This window comes from Sphingomonas sp. C3-2 (assembly GCF_033025475.1).
Classification (GTDB): Bacteria; Pseudomonadota; Alphaproteobacteria; order Sphingomonadales; family Sphingomonadaceae; genus Sphingobium_A.
Map to the genome: position 1 here is coordinate 621,362 of NZ_CP130322.1, position 24,521 is coordinate 645,882.

General features: G+C 63.5%; 28 protein-coding genes and 2 tRNA genes. 7 read left to right on the forward strand and 23 right to left on the reverse strand.

The genetic code is table 11. From position 1 onward, the window contains the following. Position 1: 1 nt before the first annotated feature. Together QYC26_RS02960 and QYC26_RS02965 are read right to left on the reverse strand one after the other, a co-directional pair. A complete protein-coding gene (locus tag QYC26_RS02960) occupies positions 2–556 on the reverse strand; it encodes an NADH-quinone oxidoreductase subunit B family protein (RefSeq protein ID WP_317513912.1) in 555 nt (184 codons plus the stop codon). Continuing rightward, the gene (locus QYC26_RS02965) at positions 547–921 is read right to left on the reverse strand and encodes an NADH-quinone oxidoreductase subunit A (protein ID WP_317513913.1); all 375 of its coding nucleotides are present in this window, start codon (positions 919–921) and stop codon (positions 547–549) included. The genes QYC26_RS02960 and QYC26_RS02965 overlap by 10 nt, the downstream gene beginning before the upstream one ends. A gap of 189 nt (positions 922–1,110) precedes the next feature. Between QYC26_RS02965 and QYC26_RS02970 the strand changes: the two genes are divergently transcribed. Further along, positions 1,111–1,584 carry a YbjN domain-containing protein gene (locus QYC26_RS02970; RefSeq protein WP_317513914.1) on the forward strand — a complete coding sequence of 158 codons (474 nt, stop codon included), beginning with the start codon at positions 1,111–1,113 and terminating at the stop codon, positions 1,582–1,584. 42 nt (positions 1,585–1,626) lie between these two features. On the opposite strand, the gene QYC26_RS02975 is transcribed toward QYC26_RS02970, so the two are convergent. The 9 genes from QYC26_RS02975 to tkt all read right to left on the reverse strand — a co-directional run bounded on the left by QYC26_RS02975 (position 1,627) and on the right by tkt (position 10,466). Continuing rightward, the gene (locus QYC26_RS02975) at positions 1,627–2,445 is read right to left on the reverse strand and encodes an inositol monophosphatase family protein (RefSeq protein WP_317513915.1); all 819 of its coding nucleotides are present in this window, start codon (positions 2,443–2,445) and stop codon (positions 1,627–1,629) included. Positions 2,446–2,521: 76 nt separating this feature from the next. After that, complete coding sequence (efp, locus tag QYC26_RS02980) at positions 2,522–3,085, reverse strand: elongation factor P (RefSeq protein WP_317513916.1); 564 nt, start codon at positions 3,083–3,085, stop codon at positions 2,522–2,524. Between the two features lie 84 nt (positions 3,086–3,169). Next, entirely contained in the window at positions 3,170–3,994 is an 825-nt protein-coding gene (locus QYC26_RS02985; protein WP_317513917.1) for a hypothetical protein, read from the reverse strand. 41 nt (positions 3,995–4,035) lie between these two features. After that, positions 4,036–4,725: a thiamine phosphate synthase gene (thiE, locus tag QYC26_RS02990; protein WP_317513918.1), complete on the reverse strand. Its 690-nt coding sequence runs from the start codon at positions 4,723–4,725 to the stop codon at positions 4,036–4,038. Between the two features lie 63 nt (positions 4,726–4,788). Next, positions 4,789–5,703, reverse strand: coding sequence for a class I fructose-bisphosphate aldolase (locus tag QYC26_RS02995; RefSeq protein WP_317513919.1), 915 nt, complete (start codon positions 5,701–5,703; stop codon positions 4,789–4,791). A 133-nt stretch (positions 5,704–5,836) separates the two neighbouring features. Next, entirely contained in the window at positions 5,837–6,259 is a 423-nt protein-coding gene (locus QYC26_RS03000; protein ID WP_317513920.1) for a VOC family protein, read from the reverse strand. Between the two features lies 1 nt (position 6,260). Further along, positions 6,261–7,430: a phosphoglycerate kinase gene (locus tag QYC26_RS03005; protein ID WP_317513921.1), complete on the reverse strand. Its 1,170-nt coding sequence runs from the start codon at positions 7,428–7,430 to the stop codon at positions 6,261–6,263. A 44-nt stretch (positions 7,431–7,474) separates the two neighbouring features. Further along, on the reverse strand, positions 7,475–8,482 hold the full coding sequence (gap, locus tag QYC26_RS03010; protein ID WP_317513922.1) for a type I glyceraldehyde-3-phosphate dehydrogenase: 1,008 nt from the start codon (positions 8,480–8,482) through the stop codon (positions 7,475–7,477). A gap of 16 nt (positions 8,483–8,498) precedes the next feature. Next, positions 8,499–10,466 (reverse strand): transketolase, encoded by a 1,968-nt coding sequence (tkt, locus tag QYC26_RS03015; RefSeq protein WP_317513923.1) that lies wholly within the window; start codon positions 10,464–10,466, stop codon positions 8,499–8,501. 156 nt (positions 10,467–10,622) lie between these two features. On the opposite strand from tkt, the gene QYC26_RS03020 reads away from it, so the two are divergent. The 4 genes from QYC26_RS03020 to QYC26_RS03035 all read left to right on the forward strand — a co-directional run bounded on the left by QYC26_RS03020 (position 10,623) and on the right by QYC26_RS03035 (position 12,165). Beyond that, positions 10,623–10,838: a hypothetical protein gene (locus QYC26_RS03020; protein WP_317513924.1), complete on the forward strand. Its 216-nt coding sequence runs from the start codon at positions 10,623–10,625 to the stop codon at positions 10,836–10,838. Positions 10,839–10,842: 4 nt separating this feature from the next. Further along, positions 10,843–11,193, forward strand: a complete 351-nt coding sequence (locus tag QYC26_RS03025) for a cell division protein ZapA (protein WP_317513925.1) — start codon at positions 10,843–10,845, stop codon at positions 11,191–11,193. A gap of 193 nt (positions 11,194–11,386) precedes the next feature. After that, positions 11,387–11,959, forward strand: coding sequence for a 5-formyltetrahydrofolate cyclo-ligase (locus QYC26_RS03030; RefSeq protein ID WP_317513926.1), 573 nt, complete (start codon positions 11,387–11,389; stop codon positions 11,957–11,959). Then, the gene (locus tag QYC26_RS03035) at positions 11,956–12,165 is read left to right on the forward strand and encodes a DUF2842 domain-containing protein (protein ID WP_317513927.1); all 210 of its coding nucleotides are present in this window, start codon (positions 11,956–11,958) and stop codon (positions 12,163–12,165) included. The genes QYC26_RS03030 and QYC26_RS03035 overlap by 4 nt, the downstream gene beginning before the upstream one ends. On the opposite strand, the gene QYC26_RS03040 is transcribed toward QYC26_RS03035, so the two are convergent. From QYC26_RS03040 to QYC26_RS03090, 11 genes are all read right to left on the reverse strand, one after another. Further along, a tRNA-Asp gene (locus QYC26_RS03040) sits at positions 12,154–12,230 on the reverse strand. The genes QYC26_RS03035 and QYC26_RS03040 overlap by 12 nt on opposite strands. Positions 12,231–12,336: 106 nt before the next feature. Then, positions 12,337–12,413: transfer RNA gene (locus QYC26_RS03045), tRNA-Asp, on the reverse strand. Positions 12,414–12,538: 125 nt separating this feature from the next. Further along, positions 12,539–13,948, reverse strand: a complete 1,410-nt coding sequence (locus tag QYC26_RS03050; RefSeq protein WP_317514986.1) for a coniferyl aldehyde dehydrogenase — start codon at positions 13,946–13,948, stop codon at positions 12,539–12,541. Positions 13,949–14,035: 87 nt separating this feature from the next. Beyond that, positions 14,036–14,803 (reverse strand): A24 family peptidase, encoded by a 768-nt coding sequence (locus QYC26_RS03055; protein WP_317513928.1) that lies wholly within the window; start codon positions 14,801–14,803, stop codon positions 14,036–14,038. Further along, positions 14,796–15,641, reverse strand: a complete 846-nt coding sequence (locus QYC26_RS03060; RefSeq protein ID WP_317513929.1) for a CoA ester lyase — start codon at positions 15,639–15,641, stop codon at positions 14,796–14,798. The genes QYC26_RS03055 and QYC26_RS03060 overlap by 8 nt, the downstream gene beginning before the upstream one ends. Before the next feature lies 1 nt (position 15,642). Beyond that, positions 15,643–16,092: a MaoC family dehydratase gene (locus tag QYC26_RS03065; RefSeq protein ID WP_317513930.1), complete on the reverse strand. Its 450-nt coding sequence runs from the start codon at positions 16,090–16,092 to the stop codon at positions 15,643–15,645. Next, the gene (locus tag QYC26_RS03070; protein WP_317513931.1) at positions 16,093–16,875 is read right to left on the reverse strand and encodes an SDR family oxidoreductase; all 783 of its coding nucleotides are present in this window, start codon (positions 16,873–16,875) and stop codon (positions 16,093–16,095) included. Next, positions 16,872–18,728, reverse strand: a complete 1,857-nt coding sequence (locus tag QYC26_RS03075) for an acetyl/propionyl/methylcrotonyl-CoA carboxylase subunit alpha (RefSeq protein WP_317513932.1) — start codon at positions 18,726–18,728, stop codon at positions 16,872–16,874. The genes QYC26_RS03070 and QYC26_RS03075 overlap by 4 nt, the downstream gene beginning before the upstream one ends. 5 nt (positions 18,729–18,733) lie before the next feature. Continuing rightward, positions 18,734–20,335, reverse strand: coding sequence for a carboxyl transferase domain-containing protein (locus QYC26_RS03080; RefSeq protein WP_317513933.1), 1,602 nt, complete (start codon positions 20,333–20,335; stop codon positions 18,734–18,736). Continuing rightward, positions 20,335–20,580, reverse strand: a complete 246-nt coding sequence (locus QYC26_RS03085; protein WP_317513934.1) for a hypothetical protein — start codon at positions 20,578–20,580, stop codon at positions 20,335–20,337. The genes QYC26_RS03080 and QYC26_RS03085 overlap by 1 nt, the downstream gene beginning before the upstream one ends. Further along, on the reverse strand, positions 20,577–21,737 hold the full coding sequence (locus tag QYC26_RS03090; RefSeq protein ID WP_317513935.1) for an isovaleryl-CoA dehydrogenase: 1,161 nt from the start codon (positions 21,735–21,737) through the stop codon (positions 20,577–20,579). The genes QYC26_RS03085 and QYC26_RS03090 overlap by 4 nt, the downstream gene beginning before the upstream one ends. 88 nt (positions 21,738–21,825) lie before the next feature. On the opposite strand from QYC26_RS03090, the gene QYC26_RS03095 reads away from it, so the two are divergent. Both QYC26_RS03095 and QYC26_RS03100 read left to right on the forward strand, forming a co-directional pair. Further along, positions 21,826–22,719 carry a LysR family transcriptional regulator gene (locus QYC26_RS03095; protein ID WP_317513936.1) on the forward strand — a complete coding sequence of 298 codons (894 nt, stop codon included), beginning with the start codon at positions 21,826–21,828 and terminating at the stop codon, positions 22,717–22,719. A 45-nt stretch (positions 22,720–22,764) separates the two neighbouring features. Next, positions 22,765–23,952 carry an acetyl-CoA C-acyltransferase gene (locus QYC26_RS03100; protein WP_317513937.1) on the forward strand — a complete coding sequence of 396 codons (1,188 nt, stop codon included), beginning with the start codon at positions 22,765–22,767 and terminating at the stop codon, positions 23,950–23,952. 56 nt (positions 23,953–24,008) lie between these two features. Here QYC26_RS03100 and QYC26_RS03105 read toward each other — a convergent pair whose 3' ends face one another. Then, on the reverse strand, positions 24,009–24,494 hold the full coding sequence (locus QYC26_RS03105; protein ID WP_317513938.1) for an SH3 domain-containing protein: 486 nt from the start codon (positions 24,492–24,494) through the stop codon (positions 24,009–24,011). Positions 24,495–24,521 lie beyond the last annotated feature (27 nt).

The following is a 24,521-nucleotide window of genomic DNA, read 5'->3' on the forward strand; positions in this document are numbered from 1 at the left end:
ATCAGCGCTCAATCGTCCCCGAACGGCGGATCTTCCGCTGCAACTGCATCACGCCGTACAGCAGCGCCTCCGCAGTCGGCGGGCAGCCGGGGACATAGATGTCGACCGGAACGACGCGATCACAACCGCGCACCACCGAATAGCTATAGTGATAATAGCCGCCACCATTGGCGCAGCTACCCATGGAAATGACGTATTTGGGCTCCGACATCTGGTCGTAGACGCGGCGGAGCGCGGGCGCCATCTTGTTGCAGAGCGTGCCCGCAACGATCATCACGTCCGACTGGCGCGGCGAGGCGCGCGGCGCGGCGCCGAAGCGCTCAAGGTCGTAACGCGGCATGTTGACGTGGATCATTTCCACCGCGCAGCATGCCAGGCCAAAGGTCATCCACCAGAGCGATCCGGTGCGGGCCCATTGGAACAGTTCCTCGGTCGAGGTAACAAGGAAACCCTTGTCGTTCAGTTCGCCGTTAAGATCGTTGAAGAAAGCCTGATCCGGCGCCGTTCCCGGCGCGGGCATGTTGCTTGCTTCGGCGGGATTAAGGATCACTCCCATTCCAGCGCTCCCTTCTTCCACGCATAAACAAGGCCGAGCGCAAGCTCGCCCAGGAATATCATCATGGCGGCCCAGCCGGCCCAGCCAATTTCACCCAGCGAAACTGCCCAGGGGAACAGGAACGCCGCTTCGAGATCGAAGATGATGAAAAGGATCGCCACCAGATAGAAGCGCACGTCGAACTGGCTGCGCGAATCTTCGAATGCGGGGAAACCGCATTCATATTCGGCAAGCTTGTCGGGACTAGGCTTATGGCTTCCGGTGAGTCGGGACACCGCCATGGGCGCAAAGACGAATACGCCCGAAAGGACGATTGCCACCCCGAGAAAAAGCAGGATGGGCAGATATTGCGACAGGTCGACCAAGGGACTCTCGTTACAGTCAGAGTTTGATGGGGCGGCTTTAGGACTGCGGGCCGCGAAGGGCAAGGCTGCGGCGGCTGAGAATGATTCGCAAATAGCCGGTTTTCCAACCTTTTGTCGGTGGCAAAGTTCCGTTGACTCGCGAAATTTAGCGGAACAGGGTCGCCGCTTCACGTTACCTAAGGGGAATCCATGTCTTTGAAATATTTCGCAGCTGCAGCACTGGCCGCCTGCGCGCTGGTGCCGGGCACCGGTTTTGCCCAGATGATCTCGGCCAAGGAGCCGGCCAAGATGGTCTCGCTGCTGCAAAAGAAGGGATACCGCGCAGAGATCGAAACCGATGAAAGCGGCACGCGCATTCGCTCCGCCGACTCAGGCCGCAATTTCACGATTTTCTTCATGAGTTGCGACGATCAGGAAAAGAACTGCACCACCATCCAGTTCTATGCCGGCTTCAGCGATCTCAAGAGCACGCAGCTGTCGCAGATCAACGAGTGGAACAAAACCCGTCGCTTTGCGCGCGCCTATATCGATGGTGAGGGCGATCCGGTCATCGAGATGGACGTGGATCTCGATTTCAACGGAATTCCGGAAGAGAACTTCATGGCGAATCTCGAAATTTTCACGGATTCGCTGTCGGCCTATGTGCCGTTCCTCAAGGAATGAGGCCATGGCGCGCGCCCCGGATCACCGGGGCGCACGCAACGATCAGCGCGCCTTGAGCGCGTTTGCGACGAGCTTGTGCAGCTTCGAATGCAGCGCGTCATTCGCCGCCAGAACCTGCTTGCGCTCCATCGCGCGGTCGGCGCCGCGATAATCGGAAACAAAGCCGCCTGCCTCGCGCACGAGCAGGATGCCTGCGGCGACGTCCCAGGGCTGCAGCCCGCTTTCCCAGAAGCCGTCATACCGGCCGGCCGCCACCCAGGCGAGGTCGAGCGCGGCTGAACCAAAGCGGCGAATACCGGCAACCTCGGGCGCAACCGCCGCAAAGATGCGAGTCCATTCGTCGAAATCGCCATGACCAAGGAACGGAATCCCGGTCGAGATCAGTGCTTCGTCAAGGTGGCGGCGCGACGAGACGCGCAGGCGCTGGTCCTGCAGCCACGCGCCCCGGCCCTTTTCGGCCCAGAAGCTTTCGTCGGTGAGCGGCTGATAGATCAGCGCGCTGGTCACTTCGCGCGTGCCATTGGGGCGCGGTTCTTCCACCGCGATCGAGATCGCGAAGTGCGGAATCCCGTGCAAAAAGTTTGACGTCCCATCAAGTGGATCGACGATCCAGCGCGGCTTGGTCGGGTCACCGGCGATTTCGCCGCCTTCCTCGAGCAGGAAGCCCCAATCCGGGCGCGCCTTCAGCAATTCGTCGTACAGCGTGCGCTCGGCCCGCTGGTCGGCCATCGACACGAAGTCGGCCGGCCCCTTTTTCGAGACCTGGAGGTGCTGCACCTCGTTGAAGTCGCGTCGCAGCCGGGGCGCGGCCTTGCGGGCTGCGCGTTCCATGACGGTGAGGACGCCGGAATGGGAAACCAAGTCAATTCTCCGTTGGTGCGGGCAGGAACCCGAATTTTTCGCGCCCCTGCCCGTAACTATCAAGCCGGCCGAAAGATCAGTCGGCGCGCTTTACATATGCTTGTTCGTAAACGTCGACGATGACGCGGGTGCCCGAGGTGATGTGCGGCGGCACCATGATGCGCACGCCATTGTCGAGAAGCGCGGGCTTGTACGACGACGAGGCGGTCTGCCCCTTCACCACGGCATCGGCTTCGACGATGGTCGCTTCGATCTGATCGGGCAGCTGCACCGAGATCGGCTTTTCGTCGTACAGTTCCATGACAACGTCCATGCCGTCCTGCAGGAAGGCAGCCGCATCACCGAGCAGGTCGCGCGGCAGCGTGATCTGGTCGTAGGTATCCTTGTCCATGAAGGTCAGCTCTTCACCATCGGCGAACAGGAACTGGAAATCCTTCGTGTCGAGACGCACGCGCTCCACCGTTTCAGCCGAACGGAAGCGGACGTTGTTCTTGCGGCCGTCGATGAGATTCTTCATCTCGACCTGCATGAATGCGCCGCCCTTGCCGGGCTGGGTGTGCTGAATTTTCACGGCACGCCAGATGCCGCCTTCATACTCGATGATATTGCCGGGACGAATGTCCACGCCACTGATCTTCATGGGTGTTCTCGCATGTCAAAGAAAATTGCCGTCGCGCTCTATAGTGTGCCGAGAAATCTGGCAAGCGGGGCGCGATGATCGCCATCAAAAGTGGTATCTGGCGCCGATGAGCCCGCCAGAGAGCGCGGCGTCGAAAATAAAGCCATCGCGGCTGCGGTAATCGACGGCCAGATGACGGTATCCGACTCCCAATACCCAGTGCCGGTCGAGATGGTAGCTGACCGATCCCGCAAGCCCCAGCATCCAGTCCGAAGCGATCCCGAAACCGCCCGTGGATGCGCCGAACTCCACCGACCAGCGGGGTGCGAGCTTGGCCGCCATCTGAATCCCGACCACCGGGTCCACCCATTGCTTGCGCGCCTTGGTCTGGAGCGAGAGCGCAGGGATCGGCGATTTCAGGTCGATCTCGGTTTCCATCGACCAGGCCCGCACCCCCGCTACCGCCTGCACGGTGATCGGGCCGGGCGGGGTCAGCACATAACCCGCGCTCAACAACCCGCTAAAGGTTTCGTTGCGCACATTGACACCGGTGAACAAAGGCGACGGGATCTCTTCGCTCGTCCGGATGCGCGCATAATAGACATCGGCAAAAATGACGAGGTTTTCGCGCCGCGCCGCCACGCTGCCGATGATCCCGAAGCTCAGATCCCGAACAACGTCCTTGAACGACATGTCGACATCGACCGCTGGCAGCCCCGGCAGGGTCGCCGCCCTGCCCTTCATCCCGGCGGACCAGATATAGGGGGCAACCTCAACCCGCCAGCGGCTCCGATCCTGTGGCTGTTCGGATGCCGGCAACACCGCCGGATCGATGTCCGTCACCGGCACATCCTGAATTTCGGGCGTGCCCGGAATGTCGCCCGATGCGTGCGCCGCAATGCTCATCGACATCGCGGCCAGCACGACCATGGCGGTGCAACACCGCTTGAAAATCAGAGGGGATAGCCCCCTCAGCTGAGAACTCCCGCGAATTTCTTGATTGCGGCGGCGGGCCCATCGGGATCGTTCCAGACAGCACCCGATACGGCGAGGAAATCGGCCCCGGCCTCAACCAACGGACGCGCATTGTCCGGCGTGATGCCGCCAATGGCGACGCAGGGCAGTTCGAACAGCGTGACCCACCAGCTCAGGATTGCGGGTTCGGGCCGGTGTTCGGTTTCCTTGGTCGTGGTCGGGTAGAATGCGCCGAAGGCGACATAATCGGCGCCGGTTTCGCCGGCCTCCATCGCCAGATGGCGGCTGTCGTGGCACGTCACGCCAATCTGCGCATCACGCCCAAGCGCCTCGCGCGCTTCACGCGGATCGCCATCACCCTGCCCCAGATGCACGCCGTCCGCGCCCAGTCGCTTGGCGAGCGAGATGCTGTCGTTGACGATGAACGCCACTTCATGTGCGTTGCAGATTTTCTGCAGCGGCTCGGCAATGCGGACGATCGCATGTTCGTTGAGGAGCGGATCCTTGATCCGCAGCTGAAAGGCCGCGACGGGCCCGGCCGACAATGCGGCCTCAAGCTGCTCTGCAAAGCCTTCATCGATCTTGGGCGGAGAGATCAGGTACAGCTGGCAGGCGGGGCGCCGGGGATCGCGTTCGAAGCGGCCGGCAAAATTCGGGTCCAGGCGAAGGTCGTCATCGTCAATCATGATGACGCCCTAGCGCAAAATGCCACCCCCGCGAAAGCGGGGATGGCAATTTGAACGAAAGGCTTATTCTTCGCCCTTGTAGATGCGGACGAGCTTGTCGAGCATCGCCAGCGCTTCACCACGTTCGCGCTGGAACGTGTTGCGGCCGATGATCGAGCCGTTCCCGCCGCCGTCGCGGATGTCGATCGCGTCCTGATAGACTGCGTCGGCGCCCTTGGCCGCGCCGCCCGAGAAAACGACGATGCGACGGCCGTTGAAGCATGCCTTCACGACGTGCTTCACGCGGTCCGACTGCTTCGACCAGTCAGTGCCGGCATAGGCCTTCTTGGCGTCTTCCTGTTCGATGTGATCGCTGGGCAGCTTCACCTTGATGATGTGCGCGCCGAGCAGCGCCGCCATGTGCGCGGCATAGGCACCGACGTCGAGCGCCAGTTCACCCGACTTGGGCAGATTGCCGCCACGCGGGTACGACCACAGCACGGTGGCAATGCCGACCGACTTTGCTTCGGCGGACAGTTCCTTGATTTCTTCCATCATGTCGAAGCAGTCTTCGCTGCCCGGATAGATGGTGAAACCGATGGCCGAGCAGCCGAGACGCAGCGCGTCTTCGACGCTGCCGGTGAGCGCCTGGTTCGCGCCGCCGGCCCAGCTGTTCGAGCTGTTGAGCTTCAGGATGGTCGGGATCTGGCCGGCAAAGGTGTCGGCGCCCGCTTCGAGCATGCCGAGCGGGGCGGCATAGGCCGAAAGGCCTGCGTCGATCGCCATCTGGTAATGGTAGTGCGGGTCGTAAGCCGGTTCGTTGACCGCAAAGCTGCGCGCCGGGCCATGTTCGAAGCCCTGATCGACCGGCAGGATGATGAGCTTGCCCGTGCCGCCGAGGCGGCCCTGCATCAGGATGCGGGCCAGATTGGCCTTCACACCCGGATTGTCGCTTTCATATTTCGACAGAATGTCCCGTACGACAGGCGTCATGCTCATTTTTCCTCCAATCGGATGATAGCCTTGTTTCTCGCGCGCGCTGTTAGGCCAAGGACGTTCCAAGGGCAACTCTTGCGCGGCGGGAAGTGGATGCAAATCGGTCAAGCGCCGCGGCGGTTTTTACGCAAGTGTTTCAAACCGCGCGGCTGGGCGGCCATGGCGGGCCTTTCAGCTCCAGATGATTTCCCTCCGGGTCGGTCAGATAGATGCTCGGCCCCTCGCCTTCCGCGCCGTAGCGCGAAACAATCTCGACCTCGGTTATACCGTGGCGGGCAAGATGCGCGCGGATCGCCTGCTCGTCCCAGGGCAGTACGCGAAAACAGACATGGTCGATATTATGGCCTTCGCGGCCCGGCGCCGCGCCGCCCATCCGGCCAAGCTTGCCGGAAACGGGGATAAGGTCGATCAGCGCATTGCCGATGCGCAGCTGATACAGATCGACCGCTTCCTGATATTTCTCGAAACGCGCGCCCAACACATCGGTGTAGAAGCGCGCCATCGTCTCGAGATCATGGACCCGGAACACGACATGATCGATGTCCCGGATCGTGATCATCTTACTTCTCCAGCGCCGTCACGCCGGGCAGTTCCTTGCCTTCCATCCATTCAAGGAAGGCGCCGCCCGCGGTGGAGACAAAGGTGAAATCCCCCGCAACACCCGCATGGTTGAGCGCGGCCACGGTATCGCCGCCGCCTGCGACGGAAACCAGCGAACCTTCTTTGGTGAGCGCAGCCGCCGTCTTGGCCAGCGCCACGGTCGCCGCATCGAAGGGCTCGATTTCGAAGGCGCCCATCGGGCCGTTCCACACCAGCGTGCGGCAGGTCTTGAGCACATCGCCCAGTGCTTCGGCCGCCGCCGGGCCGACGTCGAGGATCATCTCGTCGGCGGCCACCTCGTGGACGTTCACGGTGCGCGTCGGCGGGTTCGCGGCGAATTCCTTCGAAACCACGACGTCATAGGGAAGGTGCACGGTGCAATCCGCCGCATCGGCCGCGTCCAGAATGGCTTCGGCGGTATCCTTCAGATCATGCTCGCACAGCGACTTGCCCACATCCACTCCGCGCGCGGCAAGGAAAGTGTTGGCCATGCCGCCGCCGATGATCAGGTGATCGACCTTGGCCACCATCTGCTTCAGCACGTCGAGCTTGGTCGATACCTTGGCGCCGCCAACCACGGCCGCAACCGGGCTCTCGGGCGTGCCCAGCGCCTTTTCCAGCGCATCCAGCTCGGCCTGCATCGAGCGGCCGGCAAAGGCGGGCAGACGATGCGCGAGGCCTTCGGTCGACACATGCGCGCGGTGCGCAGCCGAGAAGGCATCGTTCACATACAGATCGCCCAGCTTCGCCATCGCATCGGCAAGCGCGGGGTCGTTCTTTTCCTCACCCGCATGGAAACGGGTATTTTCGAGGATGGCGATATCGCCGCCCTTGAGGGCGGCAACCGCCGCCTCGGCCTCAGCCCCCTGGCAGTCCGCAATGAACTGCACCGGGCGGCCGAGAACCGCGGCATAGGGTTCGGTGAGCATCGCGAGCGACATGTCGTCGCGACGTTCCCCCTTCGGTCGTCCGAAATGCGCGAGGATCAGGACGATCGCGCCCTTGTCCGCAAGTTCGGTGACGGTGGCGAGCGTGGCACGCAGCCGCGTATCGTCGGTCACCTTGCCATCGGCCATCGGTACATTGAGATCCTCGCGAACAAGCACGCGCTTGCCGGCGATGTCACCCATGTCGTCGAGAGTCCTGAAATTCCTCACGCTTTATCCTCCGACGCTCAGATCAGCTTGCCGATTGCGCCGGCCGTGTCGACCATGCGGTTCGAGAAGCCCCATTCGTTGTCGTACCACGAAACCACGCGGACGAGCTTGCCTTCGAGAACAGCGGTTTCAAGGCTGTCCACGGTCGACGACGCCGGGTTGTGGTTGAGGTCGATCGAAACCAGCGGCTCGTCGGTATAGGCGAGCACGCCCTTGAGCGCGCCTTCCGAAGCGGCCTTCAGGAGCTGGTTGACTTCTTCCTTCGTGGTGTCGCGCTTCGGCGTGAAGGTCAGGTCGACGAGCGAGACGTTCGGGGTCGGCACGCGGATGGCTGAACCATCGAGCTTGCCCTTCAGTTCGGGAAGCACTTCGCCAACCGCACGGGCGGCACCGGTGGTCGTCGGGATCATCGACATGCCGGCAGCGCGCGCGCGGCGCGGATCGCTGTGGATCTGGTCGAGGATCTTCTGATCGTTGGTGTAAGCGTGCACGGTGGTCATCAGGCCGCGTTCGATGCCGATCGCGTCGTTCAGAACCTTGGCAACCGGTGCAAGGCAGTTAGTGGTGCACGACGCGTTCGAAACGATCGTGTGCTCGGCGGTCAGCTTGTCATGGTTGACGCCGTACACGACGGTCAGGTCGACACCCTTGGCCGGTGCCGAAATCAGGACGCGCTTCGCGCCTGCGTCGAGATGCTTCTGCGCCGAGTCACGGTCGGTGAAGAAACCGGTGCATTCCAGAGCGATGTCAACGCCCAGATCCTTGTGCGGCAGCTTCGCGGGATCGCGTTCTGCGGTCACACGGATGCGCTTGCCGTCAACCAGGATGTCGTTGCCGTCGACTTCGACGGTGCCGGGATAGGCGCCGTGGATCGAGTCGCGCTTGAACAGCATCGCGTTGAAGTTTGCGTCGGCCAGATCGTTGATCGCGACCAGCTCGAGGCCGCTATCGGCGCGCTCGAGGATCGCGCGTGCCACCAGACGGCCAATGCGGCCAAAACCGTTGATCGCGACTTTCACTGCCATGTGCGTAGCTCCTTGCTTATTTGCCGAGTGCCGCAACGATCTGCGGCGTGATCTTGTCGGCGGTCAGACCGAAATGGTCGTAAAGTTGTTCTGCGGGGGCCGACGCGCCAAAGCCCGTCATGCCGAAATTCAGGCCCTTGCGGCCGGTATAGCGTTCCCAGCCCATGGTCGTGCCGGCTTCGATCGAAACCAGCAGCGCGTCGTCGGGCATGATGTCCGCCTGATAGGCGTCGGACTGCGCGTCGAACAGCGACCAGCAGGGCATCGAGACGACATCGGCACCAATGCCCTGGGCTTCCAGTGTGTCGGCCACGCCCAGCGCAATCTCGACTTCCGAACCGCTGGCCATCAGCACGACCTTGCGGCCGCCCTGTGCGGCGCGCAGGCGGTAAGCGCCCTTGGCCGACAGGTTTTCACCCGCATCGGCGCGAACCTGCGGCAGGTTCTGACGGGTCAGCGCCAGCAGCGACGGGCCGTCCGCACGGCGGAGCGCCAGTTCCCAGCACTCGGCCGTTTCGATCGTGTCGGCGGGGCGATAGGTGTCGAGCCCAGGGATCAGGCGCAGCGACATCACATGCTCGATCGGCTGGTGGGTCGGGCCATCTTCGCCAAGCCCGATCGAATCGTGCGTCATGACATAGACGGCGCGCGTCTGCTGCAGCGCCGACAGGCGGATCGCGGCGCGGCAATAGTCGGAGAAGACAAGGAAGGTGCCGCCATAAGGAATGACGCCGCCGTGCAGCGCCATGCCGTTCATCGCAGCCGCCATGCCGAACTCGCGAATGCCGTAATAGACATAACGGCCCGAATAATCGGCGCTGGTGAGCGGGCCGGTGGCCTTGGTCTTGGTGTTGTTCGAACCGGTAAGGTCGGCCGAACCGCCAATGGTTTCGGGAAGCTGATCGTTGATCGCTTCCAGCACCATTTCCGATGCCTTGCGCGTCGCCACCTTCTTGGGGTCGGCGATCAGCGCGGCCTTATAAGCGTCGAGCGAGAAATCGGCGGGCAGGTCGCCGGCCATGCGGCGATTGAATTCGGCGCCCTTGTCGCTTGCAGCAACGCGCGCAGCCCAGGCGGCGTGCGTTTCGGCACCGCGCGCACCGGCCTTTTCCCATTCGGCGCGGATATCGGCGGGCACGTCGAAGGGGGCGTGCGTCCAGCCAAGCTCGGCGCGGGCGGCGGCGATTTCGTCGGCGCCCAGCGGGCTGCCATGCGTGGCCGAGGTGCCCTGCTTGTTGGGCGCCCCCTTGCCGATGATCGTGCGGCACGCAACGAGCGTCGGACGCGTATCGGCAACGGCTTCATCAAGCGCGCGGGCGATGTCGGCAAAGTCATGGCCGTCGCACGAAACGACATGCCAGCCAGTGGCTGCATAACGCGCCTTCACGTCTTCGCTGGTCGACAGATCGGTCGCGCCGTCGATGGTGATGCGGTTGTCGTCCCACAGAACGATCAGGCGGCCGAGGCCCAGATGGCCGGCCAGGCCGATCGCTTCGTGGTTGATGCCTTCCATGAGGCAGCCGTCACCGGCAATCACCCAGGTGCGGTGGTCGACGATATCGTCACCGAACACGGCGTTCAGGTGACGCTCGGCAACCGCCATGCCCACTGCGGTGGCAAGCCCCTGCCCCAGCGGACCGGTGGTGGTTTCAATGCCGGCCAGTTCGAAATTCTCGGGGTGCCCGGCGCAGGGGCTGCCCAGCTGACGGAAGTTGCGAATGTCTTCCATCGTCGGGCGCTCATAACCGGTCAGGTTGAGCAGCGCATAAATCAGCATCGAGCCATGGCCGGCCGACAGCACAAACCGGTCGCGGTCGTGCCACTTCGGCGCCTTTGCGTCGAACTTCAGATAGTTGGTGAAAAGGACGGTCGCCACATCGGCCATGCCCATCGGCATGCCGGGGTGTCCCGAGTTCGCAGCCTGAACGGCATCCATCGACAGCGCCCGAATGGCGTTGGCGAGATCATTGGGCGTTACGGTCATCGTTTTCCCCGGTAGTACGGCAATATTCGGCAAGCGCGAACGCGAGTCGCGAACGCGCGCGTTCCTTTGTCCCGTGGGGGACATAACGTCAACCTTGGCGGGGAAAACCACCGCTTCGGGGTTGCCCGCCGCGCCATCCATGCTATTCCGCCCCTTATGTCAGAAGAGGGACTTGTCCTCGCCATCGAGCGGCTTGAACGCGCCTTGTCGAGAGTGGAAGCAGCAGCCGATCGCCCCGCGCCAGTGACAGACAACAATGGCGCGCACGCAGCGGAAGAAGCACTGCTTTCGCTCCAGCATCGTCACGACCATCTTAAACAACAGGTGGATAACGTGATCGGCGCGCTGGACCGGCTGATCGAAAAGGGCTGAAACCATGGCGGAAGTAACCATCCAAATCGCAGGGCGCGATCATACGGTGTGGTGCCGCGATGGCGGCGAAGAGCATCTGCGCGATATTGCTCGCCTGGTCGATGCCAAGGCGCAGGACGTCCAGCGCGCCGTGGGCGGCGTCAACGAAACGCGCCAGTTCCTGCTGGCCGCAATCCTGCTGGCTGACGAACTGAACGACCTCAAGAAAAAAGCCGCCGCCGCCGAGGCCCCGCCCCAGGAGAGCGGCATTACGCATCAGGCGCTGCTCGAGGAATTGCCCCCGATCATCGAAAAACTCGCCGAACGGCTCGAATCCGTCGCTGAAAGGCTTGAGCAGGACGCGCCGAGCGCCTAAATTGTGTCTCGACGGGCACTGCCCGGTGCGAGCCGCATGAACATCCCTGAGGCTTTCATCATCCAAGGGGGCTGTCCCTGGTTGGGCTCTGGCCTGACACACATGGTCCCCACCTGACGTTACCGGCGTCAGAGGATATTCCGGCAAACGGCCATGGCGGTCCCGTCACCGCCGCATGAACAGAGCGGCACCCATGGACAAGAAGGCCCTGCGCAGCGAACTCAAAGCCCGGCGGGGCGCGTTCGCCGCCGCGCAGCCGGCCTTTCTACCCGCCGCAGCGCCCTTCGCCCTTCCCGCCCAATTCGCGGCATGGCTCGAAACCGCGCGCTGCATCGCCGGCTATATTCCGATCCAGAATGAGGCAGACCCCTTGCCGCTGCTCGCCTGCGCCGCAGCACAGGGGCACGCGACCGCCCTGCCCCATATCACCACGCGCACCGCCCCGATGCGCTTCCTATATTGGAAACCCGGAACCGCGCTTGCCACCGGCCCAATGGGGCTCAGCCAACCCGCAGAAGGTACGGCCGAGACTGCGCCCGACATCATCATCACCCCGCTCGTCGGATTCGACCGGCGCCTCCACAGAATCGGGTACGGCGCCGGTTTCTACGACCGCGCCTTTGCAGAATTTCCGCACGCGAAGCGGATCGGGCTTGCATGGTCGGTTCAGGAAGTGGATGCGGTGCCCAACGATCCCTGGGACATGCAGCTCGATGCGGTGTGGACCGAAAGGGAATGGATCTACAACGGAGACGGAAAAGCATGACGCCCAGTTGGCGCAAACCCTTCGGTACTTTCATGATGCTCGCGCTGATCGCGCTCTGGGCTGTGCTGATCGCCAGCCTGTCAGGCTGGATCGGCAAGGCACATATTCTGGTGCAAGCCGTTTTCTACATGATCGCTGGGATTGCCTGGATATTTCCGGTGCGGCCACTCCTGCAGTGGATGGAAACAGGAAAGTGGCGCGAGTGACGGGGCTCGAACCCGCGACCTCCGGCGTGACAGGCCGGCGCTCTAACCAACTGAGCTACACCCGCGTATAGCGGTGATGCGATCAACAACAGGCACCGGAAAGAGCATGTTGTCAAACAATCCACAGATCGTTTGTGCGACCAACTTTCCCACTGCATCGAGGCAGGAAAGTGGCGCGAGTGACGGGGCTCGAACCCGCGACCTCCGGCGTGACAGGCCGGCGCTCTAACCAACTGAGCTACACCCGCGTTCTGCGGTGAAGCGGGCTCCTAAGGTAGGGTCGGAGCACTGTCAAGCGATGGAGAAGAGGTTTTTGCAACTTATTCCGCCCCACCCCCTCTAAACCCAGAAAAATGGCACTTTTCTGCGCGCTTCATGATTTCAGATCCCGGGCGATCGCCTTGCGCGTCGCGGCACCATAAGGCGGTTTGAATCCCGCCAGCTTCGCCACATCTATCTTTGGCTGCCGATAAACCGCCTTGGCGTGGCTGAATGTGCGAAATCCATCGAATCCGTGATAGCTTCCCATCCCCGACGGCCCGATCCCGCCAAAGGGCAGGTCCTCCATGGAAACATGGAACACCACGTCATTGACCGTCACCCCACCCGAGATGGTCCGATCCAGCACCATCCGCTCCTCCGCCGGATCGGTGCCGAAATAATATAGGCCAAGTGGCCGGTCATGCGCGTTCACATGCTCGACTACATCGTCGATGCGCGCATAACGCTTCACCGGCAGCAGCGGCCCGAAAATCTCCTCCTGCATCACCCGCATGTCGTCGGTGACGTTCCGGAGGATATGGAGCGGCATCTTCCGCCCGTTATAGCTCCCGAAATCCTCCCCCGCCGGATTGACGATCGTCACCTCCGCCCCCTTGGCGCGCGCATCGTCGAGATAAGCGTTCAGCCGCGCGAGATGGCGGTCGTTCACAACCGATGTGTAATCGGGATTGTCGATGATCGATGGGTACAGCGCCGAGGCCGCGCCCGTCAGTTCGCGGACGACGTCGGCCTCCTTCTCCTCGGGAACCATCAGATAATCAGGCGCGAGGCAGATCTGCCCCGCATTCAGCATCTTTCCCAATGCGATTCGCTCGGATGCCTGGGCAAGGTTCGCACTGCGCCCGATGATCGTCGGCGATTTGCCACCCAGTTCCAGCGTCACCGGCGTCAGATTATCCGCCGCCGCATGCAGGATATGCCGCCCGATCGCGGTGGCGCCGGTGAAAAGCAGATGATCGAAGGGCAGCTCGGAAAACGCCTTGCCCGCTTCCGCGCCTCCGCTGAAACAGGCCAGCTCGCTCGCATCGAAATAGCGGGGCGTCACGGTTTCGAACAAGGTCGATACGCTGGGCGTATATTCGGATGATTTCACCATCACGCGGTTGCCCGCCGCAAAGGCGCCCGCCACAGGCCCCATTGTCAGCTGCACGGGAAAATTCCACGGCACGATCACGCCCACCACGCCCTTGGGCTGATATTCCACGGCCGCCCGGGCCCCCAGCAACCCCAGCGGAAAATCCAGCCGCCGCTTTTCGGGGCGAGCCCAGTGCTCGACCTGCTTCAGCGTCGATTTGAGCGTCCGGATCGATGCGGTGATGTCGGTCATCATCGATTGTTCGCGGCTGCGGTGGCCAAAATCCTCGGACATCGCGTCGCAAAAGGCCTCGGCATTGTCGACAAGCATCGCGACCGCGCGTTTCAGCCGGTCCTTGCGGATCGAGGTTCCAACGGGCAGCTCCGCCATGAAGGCGGCGCGCTGCGTCTCCAGCACCGTCCGCATGTCCAAAAGGCTCGCATCCGTCACTGCGCCGTCTCCCGCAATTCGCTTTGCGGCGAAACCTATCCGTAATGATCGCGGCTTGTCGACTCAGATGTAAGCAAGGCCGATCACGCCGCCTGCCGACAATATCCAGAGCGGCCAGGCCGCAACAGCCATCATCGCGCCCAGCGGCACCTGCGCGTCGGCCGCAAGCGCCACCCCGCGCGCGCGGGTGGCCAGCGCGTATAACAGCCCGATCAGGCTCGCGACGAGGAGCACCATGGGCAGCAATTGCCAACCCAGCCATGCGCCAATGGCGCCCAGCATCTTGGGATCGCCGCCCCCCAGCCCTTCGCGTCCGCGCAGGCGCCTATAGGCCCATGCAAGAAGCGCCAGCACGCCATAGCCGGCCGCAGCCCCGATCACACTGTCGGCTAGCGCAGGGCCATGCCCCATCAGCGCGACGAGGAGCCCCACGGCCAGCAGCGGCAGGGTCAGCAAATCCGGCACCCAGAAATGGCGCATGTCGAGCGCCGCGAGTGCAATCAGGACAAGGCCAAACGCCATGCCCGCCACCCCGCCCCATCCGGGAACCACAAAAAGCGCCGTGGCGCCGACCAGCGTGGCCGCCAACTCAATCAGGAAATGCGCGGGGTCGATGGCCGTGCTGCAACGGCGGCACCGGCCGCGCTGGACGATGAAGCTCATGAGCGGTACCAGCTCACCCACGCCCAAAATATGGCCGCACTGCTCGCAGACCGAGCGCCCCCTGACAACCGACCGCCCCTGCGGCCAGCGCATCACCAGATTGGCGACGAAGCTTCCCAACACCGCGCCCGCCCCTGCGCCCAGAAGCGGGAGGATCAGCTCATTCACCGGCGCTCGCCAGTATCCGTTCTGCCTGTTTCACATGCGGCCGGTCGATCATCTTGCCGTCCAATGACAGCGCCCCGGCATCAGGATTTTCGGCAAAGGCCGCGATCACCGCACGGGCATGTGCGATCTCGTCCGCGCTCGGGGTAAAGGCCGTGTTGATCACCGGCACCTGCGCCGGATGGATCGCCATCATGCCGGTAAATCCATCCCGGCGCGCCCGGGCGGCATAAGCGCCCAGTCCCTCCAGATCGCGAAACGCCGGATAGACCGTTTCGATCGGTGCCACGCCCGCCGCCGCCGCGCCGAATAACGTGAGCGACCGCGCCAGCGCATAGGGCGCGGTATAGCTGCCATCTTCCTCGCGCGAGGTCGCGGCGCCGATCGCCGCAGGCAGATCCTCCGCACCCCAGGTCAGCCCGATCAGCCGGTTGGTCACGCCGCCATAGGTGCCAAGCTGGAACATCGCTGCGGGCGTTTCGGTGGCGATGGGCAGGATGCCCGTATCCCTTGCCCCCGCCCAGTCGAGCTTCGCATCGAGCGCTTTGAGCGATGCCCTCCCTTCCGCCTTGGGCAGCATGATCGCATCGGGAAGCCCCGGCAGCACCGCCGCCAGATCCTCGTCGATCATCCCGCTGTCGAGCGGATTGACGCGCACGACCAAAGGCACCTCGCGGGGCTGCGTCAGAAAATCGGCCACAGCGCTGCGCGCCCCCGCCTTTTGCGACAGCGCAACCGCATCCTCAAGGTCGAGGATCAACGCATCAGCACCTGTCGTCAGCGCCTTTGCCATGCGATCGGGGCGATCGCCGGGGACGAACAACAGTGAACGCAACCGCATCTCAGGGCCTTTTCTTCAACAGCGCCATGCGCAGGCACGAACAGACATCCTGATCGCGCTGGTTGCGCATCACATGGCGGAAGGTGACGATGCCCGCATCGGGCCGCGACCGGCTTTCGCGCAGTTCGACGATCTCGGTCTCGGCGCGCAGCGTGTCGCCGATGAAGACTGGGTTGGGCATCACCGTCTTGTCGTAGCCAAGATTGGCAATGAGCGTCCCCAGCGTCGTATCCCCCACCGAAATGCCGATCATCAGCGAAAAGGTGAAGGTGCCATTGACGAGGATACGGCCGAATTCGCTGGCCTTCGCGGCCTCCGCATCCAGGTGCAGCGGCTGCGGATTATGCGTCATCGTCGAGAACAGCAGATTGTCCGTCTCGGTAACGGTGCGCCGCAGTTCATGCTCGATCCGGTCGCCCAACCGCCATTCGTCGAAAAACCGCCCTGCCATTTACCCAAGCCCTCCGAAACCACGGCCCACCGTCCAGCCGCCATCGGCGGGCAGGACGACGCCTGACACATAACGCGCCGCATCCGACGCCAGGAAAAGGCACACATCGGCCACATCGTCCACCGTGCCCAGCCGCCCCAGCGGCACCGCCCGGGCGGATCGCGCCTTGTCCTCGGGCGTGGGTGCCAGCCGTTCCATCCCCTCGGTCCCGTCGATCGGGCCGGGCGATACCGAATTGACGCGCACACCTTCCGCCCCCCATTCCATCGCAAGCGTCCTGGTCAGCATGTCGACGCCGGCCTTCGCCGCGCAGACATGCGCCTGAAACGCCATCGGGATAAAGGCTTGGGGCGCCGAAATATTGATCACCGACGCTCCGGGCTTTGCCAGCGCCTCATGCGCCGCGCGCATCACGTGAAAGGTACCGATACAGTCGATATCGACCACCGATTTGAAGCCATTGGGGCTGAGCGCGGCCGCTGCCGCGGGGAAATTGCCCGCCGCCCCCGATATCAGCACATCGATCTTGCCGCGCTTCGTAACATGGTCATCCACCGCCGCCTTCACCGCGTCGAAATCACGCACGTCGAGCACATAGCCCAGCGCCTCATGGGTATGGGACAAGGCAGACCGCGCCGCCTCTACCTTTTCGGGTTTCCGGCTGGCCACCGCCAGTTGCGCCCCGCACCGGGCAAAGGCGTGCGCGATGCCCAGATTGATCCCGCTCGTCCCGCCAAAGACGAAGACATTCTTTCCCGAGAAATCGAAAACCGGCATCGTCATCGCGTCTCTCCCTGTTCGGCCCGCGCGATGCGCACGAGCAGCGCGCCTTCGGACACCTGCCCGCCGGACACGGCGTTCAGTTCCTCGACGATGCCATCAAATGGGGCGACGAGGCTATGCTCCATCTTCATCGCCTCGAGCGTGACGAGCTTCTGCCCCTTGGTCACACTCGCCCCTGCCGCAACATCCACGGCGATGATACGGCCGGGCATGGGGGACAATATCGTGCCATCGGCCACGCCGCCTGCTCCCGCGCCATCGGCGCGGAATGGCCGCAACTGCCACACCGTGCCGCTCTCGGCGAACAGCATTGAGGAAACCGGCGCATCCGCGCCAACACCTTCCAGCGTAACCTCCACCGCGTTCCCATCAAGCAGAAACGCCGCCTGCCGCCGCGCTGGCGCGTTGAGACGGAAACCGGAGAAGGGCGAACGGGGCACGATCTGCATCGCCGCGCGCGTCAACGCCTCTCCCGAAGGCTGCGGCGCAACCGTCATCTCATCGCCCTCGCGCGCGATCAGCCCGGTGTCGACGGTCCCGGCCGCGAAATCAGGGTGTGCCAGCGCCTGGATCAGAAACGCGGCGTTGGTGCGTACGGGCCACACCGCGCTATCCTCCAGCATATCCGACAGCAGTTCGCGCGCCTCGTCGCGGTTATCGCCATGCGCGATCAGCTTGGCGATCATCGGATCGTAAAAGGGCGAAACCTCGGCGCCCTCATACACGCCGGTATCGATCCGCCCGCCCAGCCCTTCACCCAGCTGGAACAGCTCGAGCCGGCCGATGCTCGGCAGGAACCCCTTGGCCGGATCTTCGGCATAAAGCCGCGCTTCCATCGCCCAGCCCTCGATCGAAAGCTCGTCCTGCTGGCAGGGAAGCGGTTCGCCAGCGGCCACGCGCAGCTGCCATTCAACCAGATCCTGCCCGGTGATTTCCTCGGTCACGGGATGCTCGACCTGAAGCCGCGTGTTCATTTCCATGAACCAGATGCGGTCGGCCCGCAGCCCGTCCGACGCATCCGCGATGAACTCGATCGTCCCCGCACCGACATAGTCGACGGCTTTCGCCGCGCGGACGGCCGCCGCGCAGATCGCCTGCCGCGTCGCCTCATCCATGCCCGGCGCGGGCGCCTCCTCGATCACCTTCTGGTGGCGCCGCTGGAGCGAGCAATCCCGCTCGAACAGGTGGGCGATATTGCCGTGCGTATCGCCGAAAACCTGCACCTCGATATGGCGCGGGCTGAGGATGTATTTCTCGATCAGCACGCGGTCATCGCCAAAGGACGAAGCCGCCTCGCGCTTGCAGGAGATGAGCGCGTCCGCAAAATCCTCGGGCGCATCCACGCGGCGCATGCCCTTGCCGCCGCCGCCCGCCACCGCCTTGATCAGCACGGGATAGCCGATCGCATCGGCTTCGGTCTTCAGTCGCTCGGGGTTCTGGTCCTCGCCCAGATAGCCGGGGGTCACCGGAACGCCGGCATCCGCCATCAGCTTCTTGGCCGCGTCCTTCAGCCCCATCGCGGTGATGCTCGACGGCTTGGGGCCAACCCAGATCAGGCCGGCGTCGATCACCGCCTGCGCGAATGTCGCATTTTCCGACAGGAAACCGTAACCGGGGTGGATCGCCTCGGCGCCGGTCGCCTTGGCGGCGGCAATGATGTTTTCGCCGATCAGATAGGATTCGCGCGCCGGCGACGGGCCGATATGCACGGCCTCATCGGCTTCACGGACATGGAGCGCCCTCGCGTCGGCGTCCGAATAAACCGCAACCGTACGGATACCCATGTCGCGGGCGGTACGAATGATGCGGCAGGCGATCTCGCCACGATTGGCGATGAGGAGGGATTGGATCATCGCAATTACATCCTGAATACGCCGAACGCCGGGCGTTCGGAGATCGGGGCTTCAAGCGTGGCGGCAAAGGCAAGGCCAAGGACGTCGCGGGTCTGTGCGGGGTCGATGATGCCATCGTCCCAAAGCCGCGCGGTCGCATGCCAGGGATTACCCTCATCCTCATAACGTTGGCGGATCGGCGCCTTGAAATGCTCGGCCTCTTCGGGCGTCCATTTCTCGGCATCGCGGTGCACGGTCGCCAGCACCGACGCAGCCTGCTCCCCGCCCATCACCGAAATGCGGCTATTGGGCCAGCTGAACAGGAAGCGGGGGCTATAGGCGCGGCCACACATGCCGTAATTGCCCGCGCCAAAGCTGCCGCCGATCAGTACCGTCACCTTGGGCACGGTCGCGGTGGCAACCGCCGTCACCAGCTTGGCGCCGTGCTTGGCGATCCCCTCGGCCTCATATTTGCCGCCGACCATGAAGCCCGAGATGTTCTGGAGGAACAAGAGCGGAATGCGGCGCTGGCAGGCGAGTTCGATGAAATGTGCGCCCTTCACCGCGCTCTCGCTGAACAGCACGCCGTTATTGGCAAGGATCGCCACCGGCATGCCCCAGATATGCGCAAAGCCGCAGACGAGCGTGGTGCCATAGAGCGCCTTGAACTCGTGAAATTCACTACCGTCGACAATCCGCGCGATCACTTCGCGCACGTCATAGGGGGCACGCACATCCTGCGGGATGATGCCGTAAAGTTCCTGCGGATCATATTTGGGCGGGCGTGGATCGATGCGCTTCACGCCCGGATCATGCGGATCGTTGAGCGTCGAGATGATGTCGCGCACGATGGTGAGCGCATGCTCATCATTCTCGGCGACATGATCGACTACGCCCGATTTGCGGCCATGCAGATCGCCGCCCCCCAGATCCTCGGCAGAGATCACCTCGCCCGTCGCCGCCTTCACCAGCGGCGGGCCGGCAAGGAAGATCGTGCCCTGATTGCGTACGATCACCGTCTCGTCGGACATGGCGGGCACATAGGCGCCGCCTGCGGTGCAACTGCCCATCACACAGGCAATTTGCGGGATGCCCTTTGCCGACATGTTGGCCTGGTTGAAAAATATCCGCCCGAAATGTTCGCGGTCAGGAAACACTTCGGCCTGATGCGGCAGGTTCGCGCCACCGGAATCGACCAGATAGATGCAGGGCAGATGGTTCTGCTCGGCAATCTCCTGCGCGCGGAGATGCTTCTTCACCGTCATCGGGTAATAGGTGCCGCCCTTCACCGTTGCGTCATTCGCCACGATCATGCACTGGCGCCCCGAAACGCGCCCGATACCCGCGATCATGCCCGCGCCCGGCACTTCGCCATGATACATGTCGCACGCGGCCAGTTGCCCCATCTCGAGGAAGGGCGACCCCGGATCGAGCAGATGCTCAACCCGGTCGCGCGGCAACAACTTGCCGCGCGCCACATGCTTGGCGCGCGCCGCCTCGCTGCCGCCCAGCGCGGCCGTCGCAACATCGGTATAAAGCTTGTCGACCAGCGCGCGATTATGATCGGCATTGGCGCGAAAGGCCTCGCTCTCGGGAGAGACCTTGGTGTCAAGAACAGGAGCGCTCATTAAGCCTCGGCTTTCTTGCGGATGAGATAGCGATAAACGCCGAACAGATTGATCGCGAGCAGGACAAGGTTCTGCACCGCAAGCGGCGGGGTGCCGTTGACGACACCCGAAATGATCCACGCACAGGATGCGAAAACGAACAGTACGAAGCCCCAGCCGGTAACCCGGCGGCTATGATCCCAGGCGATCATCATCGCCGCGATCATGCCGCTGATGCTTGCGAACCATTCGATCGCGCCGTTCATGCGCCGATCAGTTCCCGGCCGATCAGCATACGGCGAATTTCATTGGTGCCGGCGCCGATGTCGAGCAGCTTGGCATCGCGCAGATAGCGTTCGACCGGCCAGTCCTTGGTGTAGCCCGCACCGCCCAGCGCCTGAATCGCCTCGAGCGCGGCCTTCACCGCATTCTCGCTGGCCAGCAGGATCGCGCCCGCCGCGTCAAACCGCGTCGTCCGGCCGGCATCGCACGCCTTCGCCACCGCATAGACATAGGCCCGCGCCGATTGCAGCGCGACATACATGTCCGCCACCTTGGCCTGCATCAGCTGGAACGAACCGATCGCCTTGCCGAACTGCTTGCGCTCGCGAACATAGGGAATGACGACGTCGAGACAGGCCTGCATGATCCCGAGCTGGACGCCCGAAAGCACCGCGCGTTCGTAATCCAGCCCCGACATCAGCACGCCGACGCCACCGTGCAGCGGCCCCATCACCGCGCTTTCGGGCAAGAAACAATCGTCGAACACCAGTTCGGCGGTCGGGCTGCCGCGCATCCCCATCTTGTCGATCTTCTGACCGATTGAAAAACCGGGCATGTCCTTTTCGATGAGGAATGCGGTGATCGCCTTCGATCCCTCCCCGCCGGTCTTGGCATAGACGACCAGCGTGTCGGCATAGGCCGCGTTGGTGATCCAGAATTTGGTGCCATTGAGCACATAGCCGCCGTCACGCGGCTCGGCGCGCAGCTTCATCCCCACCACGTCCGATCCGGCACCCGTTTCCGACATGGCGAGCGAACCGACATGCTCGCCGGAAATCAGCCCGGGAAGATATTTCGCCTTCTGCTCGGCCGTGCCCCAGCGGCGGATCTGGTTCACGCACAGGTTGGAATGCGCGCCGTAGGAAAGGCCGATCGATGCCGATGCGCGGCTGACTTCCTCCACCGCGAGGACATGTTCGAGATAGCCAAGGCCAAGCCCGCCATCCTCTGGCTCGACAGTGATTCCGTGCAGGCCAAGCGCCCCCATTTCGGGCCACAGGTCGCGCGGAAACCAGTCTTCGGCGTCGATCTTCGCGGCCAGCGGGGCAATGCGGTCATCGGCGAAGCGGCGCGTCGTATCGCGGATCATTTCCGCATTTTCGCCCAGCGCAAAATCAAAATCGGGGGTGGCTATGACCATGTCTCGTCTCTCCTTGGGACAAAGGCATAACGCCGTTTCAGCCATCGCAAAAATTGAAATCCATCCAATTTATCCATAGATTTTACCTATGATAAACCGGACGCACCTTCGTCAGTTCCTTGCCGTTGTCGATACAGGCAATTTCACCCGTGCCGCCAATCGCATCCATGTCGCCCAGCCCACTTTGTCCGCCGGCATCAGCGAACTGGAAAAACGCTTGGGCGCGAAATTGTTCACCCGCAGCAATCGGCGTGTCCAATTGACCGAGGCCGGAAACCGGCTGCTCGCCCATGCAAGATCGATCGAGCGTGAATTTCAATTGGCCGAACAGGGCATCACCGGAATTGCGGCGCCCCGCCGCCCGATCAAGCTGGGTCTGCTCGCCTCGCTCCCCACCGAAATGATCGCACATACAGTGCAGGCCTATCACGCCCCCGATCCGCTCGAGCTGATGGAGGGCAGCGAACGCGAACTGGCCACCGCGCTTTCCGCCGGCCGGATCGATATCGCCCTCACCTTGCTCCGTCCCGGCGACACCAGGCTGACGCGCGAGCATCTGTTCGACGAAGGCTATCGCCTCGCGCTCTCCGATCGCCACCCGCTGGCCGGGCGGGCCGAGATCGACCCGGCGGAGGTCGCGGGCGAAACGATGATCGCGCGGCGCGCGTGCGAGATGCTGGCCGACACCAGCCGCTTCTTCACCGAACGCGGCGTCCGTCCGCCCTTCGCCATGCGCACCGCGAATGACGACCGCGCACTGGCGATGGTCCGCGCCGGGCTTGGCATCACCGTCACCCCGGAATCGCTGGCGCGCGAGGGCATCATCCTGTCGCGGCTCACCGGTTTCGACGGCCGGCGCGAAATCGGGCTTGTGTTCGGCCCGCATTGGACCGAGCATTATGGGCAGGACCATGCGCTGATCGCCGCGATCCGCAGCGGCATTGCCGTTCGCACGGAAAGCGAGGCGCACAGGGTTGATTAGGGATGCCCCGGATCGGCCTGAACTGAACAACAAGGATATCGTAATATGACCGCAGATCCCGTCGTCATCATTTCCTATGCGCGCACCCCGATGGGCAGTTTCCAGGGCAGCCTGGCGGGTGCCAGCGCCACCGAACTCGGCGCCGCGGCGGTGAAGGCAGCCGTCGAGCGCGCCGGGGTTTCGGGCGACAAGGTGGAACGGATCTATATGGGCTGCGTGCTTCCCGCCGGGCTCGGCCAGGCGCCCGCGCGGCAAGCCGCGATCAAGGCGGGCCTGCCGAAGTCTGTCGAGGCGACCACCGTCAACAAGATGTGCGGTTCGGGCATGCAGGCCGCGATCATGGCGGCGGACGCGCTGGCCGCCGGATCGGTCGACCTGCTCATCGCCGGGGGCATGGAAAGCATGACCAATGCCCCCTATCTGCTCCAGAAGCATCGCGGCGGCGCCCGCCTCGGGCATGACCGGGTATTCGATCACATGTTCCTCGACGGGCTTGAAGACGCCTATGAACCCGGCCGCGCGATGGGCAGCTTTGCCGAGGAAACGGCGACCGAATATCAGTTCACCCGCGCCGCGCAGGACGATTTCGCAATCGCCTCGCTCACCCGCGCACAGACCGCCCAGCAAAGCGGCGCGTTCGACCGCGAAATTGTCGCCGTCGAGATTTCAGGGCGCAAGGGCACGGTCACCGTCGACAAGGACGAACAGCCTTTGAAGGGCGATGCGTCGAAGATCCCCAATCTGAAGCCCGCTTTCGCCAAGGACGGCACGATCACCGCCGCCAACGCCTCGTCGATCTCGGACGGCGCAGCCGCCCTGGTGATGACGCGTCAAAGCGTGGCCGATGCGCTTGGGCTGAAGCCGGTAGCCCGCGTCGTTTCCACCGCCGCGCATGCCCATGAACCCGCGCGCTTCACCACCGCCCCCGTCGGCGCAATGCAAAAGGCGCTCGACAAGGCCGGCTGGGCGGTCGGCGATGTTGATCTGTTCGAGGTGAACGAAGCCTTTGCCTGCGTTTCGATGATCGCGATGCACGATCTCGGCATCCCGCACGACAAGGTGAACGTGAACGGTGGCGCTACCGCGCTGGGTCATCCCATCGGCGCGTCGGGCGCACGGATCATGGCCACGCTCATTGCCGCGCTTCAGAACCGCGGCGGCAAGAAGGGGCTCGCCTCGCTCTGCATCGGCGGCGGCGAAGCCACGGCCGTCGCGCTCGAACTCATCGACTGAAAATGAAAAAGGGGAGCCGCAAGGTTCCCCTTTTCAATCCATACAGTGCTGCCGGTTCAGTTGCCGGGGTCTTCGTCACCCCAGATATGACTGGTCTCGATATAGCCAGCCTTGCCGCCCACGCGCAGCAGGCACCAGCCATTGGCGCATTCCTCGATCTTGCCGATCACGCCCGGTTCCGCTCGCCAGCTCACCTTGGCTGAGCCATCGGGGGATGCCCGCATCGGCCGCACGCCGCCCTGCACGATTGCGCTGCGCTCCTCGCTCAGCAGGTTGGCCTGCATCCAGCCGGTAGCACCCTCAGGGTCCTGCACCTTGCGCCAGTTCGGAAAGGTCTCGACCACCTTCACGGGTAGGCCGGCGCGCTGGTACAGCCAGCTTGCCGGGAATTGCCGTCCGGGTCCGGTGCGCGTGCGCGCCTTGCCCGCCGAAATCGAGGCCCAATAGGGCGGCGCCTTCTGGGCTTGGGCCGGGGCACCGGCTCCCGAAGCAACCATAACCGCCATAGCCAGCACAACGGCCAGCGACTTTCCTGCGCGCATGATTCCCCCCATGGTCGAAACAGTTAC

What these genes read in the sequence shown, in the direction of transcription:
- QYC26_RS03005 (WP_317513921.1), bottom strand. Translation starts at nt 7,430, where the DNA reads ATGGGTGACATCGCCGGCAAGCGCGTGCTTGTTCGCGAGGATCTCAAT.
- QYC26_RS02995 (WP_317513919.1), bottom strand. Translation starts at nt 5,703, where the DNA reads ATGAGCATGACGCCTGTCGTACGGGACATTCTGTCGAAATATGAAAGC.
- QYC26_RS02970 (WP_317513914.1), top strand. Translation starts at nt 1,111, where the DNA reads ATGTCTTTGAAATATTTCGCAGCTGCAGCACTGGCCGCCTGCGCGCTG.
- QYC26_RS03105 (WP_317513938.1), bottom strand. Translation starts at nt 24,494, where the DNA reads ATGCGCGCAGGAAAGTCGCTGGCCGTTGTGCTGGCTATGGCGGTTATG.
- efp (WP_317513916.1), bottom strand. Translation starts at nt 3,085, where the DNA reads ATGAAGATCAGTGGCGTGGACATTCGTCCCGGCAATATCATCGAGTAT.
- QYC26_RS02985 (WP_317513917.1), bottom strand. Translation starts at nt 3,994, where the DNA reads ATGGTCGTGCTGGCCGCGATGTCGATGAGCATTGCGGCGCACGCATCG.
- gap (WP_317513922.1), bottom strand. Translation starts at nt 8,482, where the DNA reads ATGGCAGTGAAAGTCGCGATCAACGGTTTTGGCCGCATTGGCCGTCTG.
- tkt (WP_317513923.1), bottom strand. Translation starts at nt 10,466, where the DNA reads ATGACCGTAACGCCCAATGATCTCGCCAACGCCATTCGGGCGCTGTCG.
- QYC26_RS03075 (WP_317513932.1), bottom strand. Translation starts at nt 18,728, where the DNA reads ATGATCCAATCCCTCCTCATCGCCAATCGTGGCGAGATCGCCTGCCGC.
- QYC26_RS03085 (WP_317513934.1), bottom strand. Translation starts at nt 20,580, where the DNA reads ATGAACGGCGCGATCGAATGGTTCGCAAGCATCAGCGGCATGATCGCG.
- QYC26_RS03050 (WP_317514986.1), bottom strand. Translation starts at nt 13,948, where the DNA reads ATGCGGACGGTGCTGGAGACGCAGCGCGCCGCCTTCATGGCGGAGCTG.
- QYC26_RS03065 (WP_317513930.1), bottom strand. Translation starts at nt 16,092, where the DNA reads ATGGCAGGGCGGTTTTTCGACGAATGGCGGTTGGGCGACCGGATCGAG.
- QYC26_RS03020 (WP_317513924.1), top strand. Translation starts at nt 10,623, where the DNA reads ATGTCAGAAGAGGGACTTGTCCTCGCCATCGAGCGGCTTGAACGCGCC.
- QYC26_RS03100 (WP_317513937.1), top strand. Translation starts at nt 22,765, where the DNA reads ATGACCGCAGATCCCGTCGTCATCATTTCCTATGCGCGCACCCCGATG.
- QYC26_RS03090 (WP_317513935.1), bottom strand. Translation starts at nt 21,737, where the DNA reads ATGGTCATAGCCACCCCCGATTTTGATTTTGCGCTGGGCGAAAATGCG.
- QYC26_RS03030 (WP_317513926.1), top strand. Translation starts at nt 11,387, where the DNA reads ATGGACAAGAAGGCCCTGCGCAGCGAACTCAAAGCCCGGCGGGGCGCG.
- thiE (WP_317513918.1), bottom strand. Translation starts at nt 4,725, where the DNA reads ATGATTGACGATGACGACCTTCGCCTGGACCCGAATTTTGCCGGCCGC.
- QYC26_RS03060 (WP_317513929.1), bottom strand. Translation starts at nt 15,641, where the DNA reads ATGCGGTTGCGTTCACTGTTGTTCGTCCCCGGCGATCGCCCCGATCGC.
- QYC26_RS03095 (WP_317513936.1), top strand. Translation starts at nt 21,826, where the DNA reads ATGATAAACCGGACGCACCTTCGTCAGTTCCTTGCCGTTGTCGATACA.
- QYC26_RS03035 (WP_317513927.1), top strand. Translation starts at nt 11,956, where the DNA reads ATGACGCCCAGTTGGCGCAAACCCTTCGGTACTTTCATGATGCTCGCG.
- QYC26_RS03080 (WP_317513933.1), bottom strand. Translation starts at nt 20,335, where the DNA reads ATGAGCGCTCCTGTTCTTGACACCAAGGTCTCTCCCGAGAGCGAGGCC.
- QYC26_RS02960 (WP_317513912.1), bottom strand. Translation starts at nt 556, where the DNA reads ATGGGAGTGATCCTTAATCCCGCCGAAGCAAGCAACATGCCCGCGCCG.
- QYC26_RS03025 (WP_317513925.1), top strand. Translation starts at nt 10,843, where the DNA reads ATGGCGGAAGTAACCATCCAAATCGCAGGGCGCGATCATACGGTGTGG.
- QYC26_RS03000 (WP_317513920.1), bottom strand. Translation starts at nt 6,259, where the DNA reads ATGATCACGATCCGGGACATCGATCATGTCGTGTTCCGGGTCCATGAT.
- QYC26_RS03070 (WP_317513931.1), bottom strand. Translation starts at nt 16,875, where the DNA reads ATGACGATGCCGGTTTTCGATTTCTCGGGAAAGAATGTCTTCGTCTTT.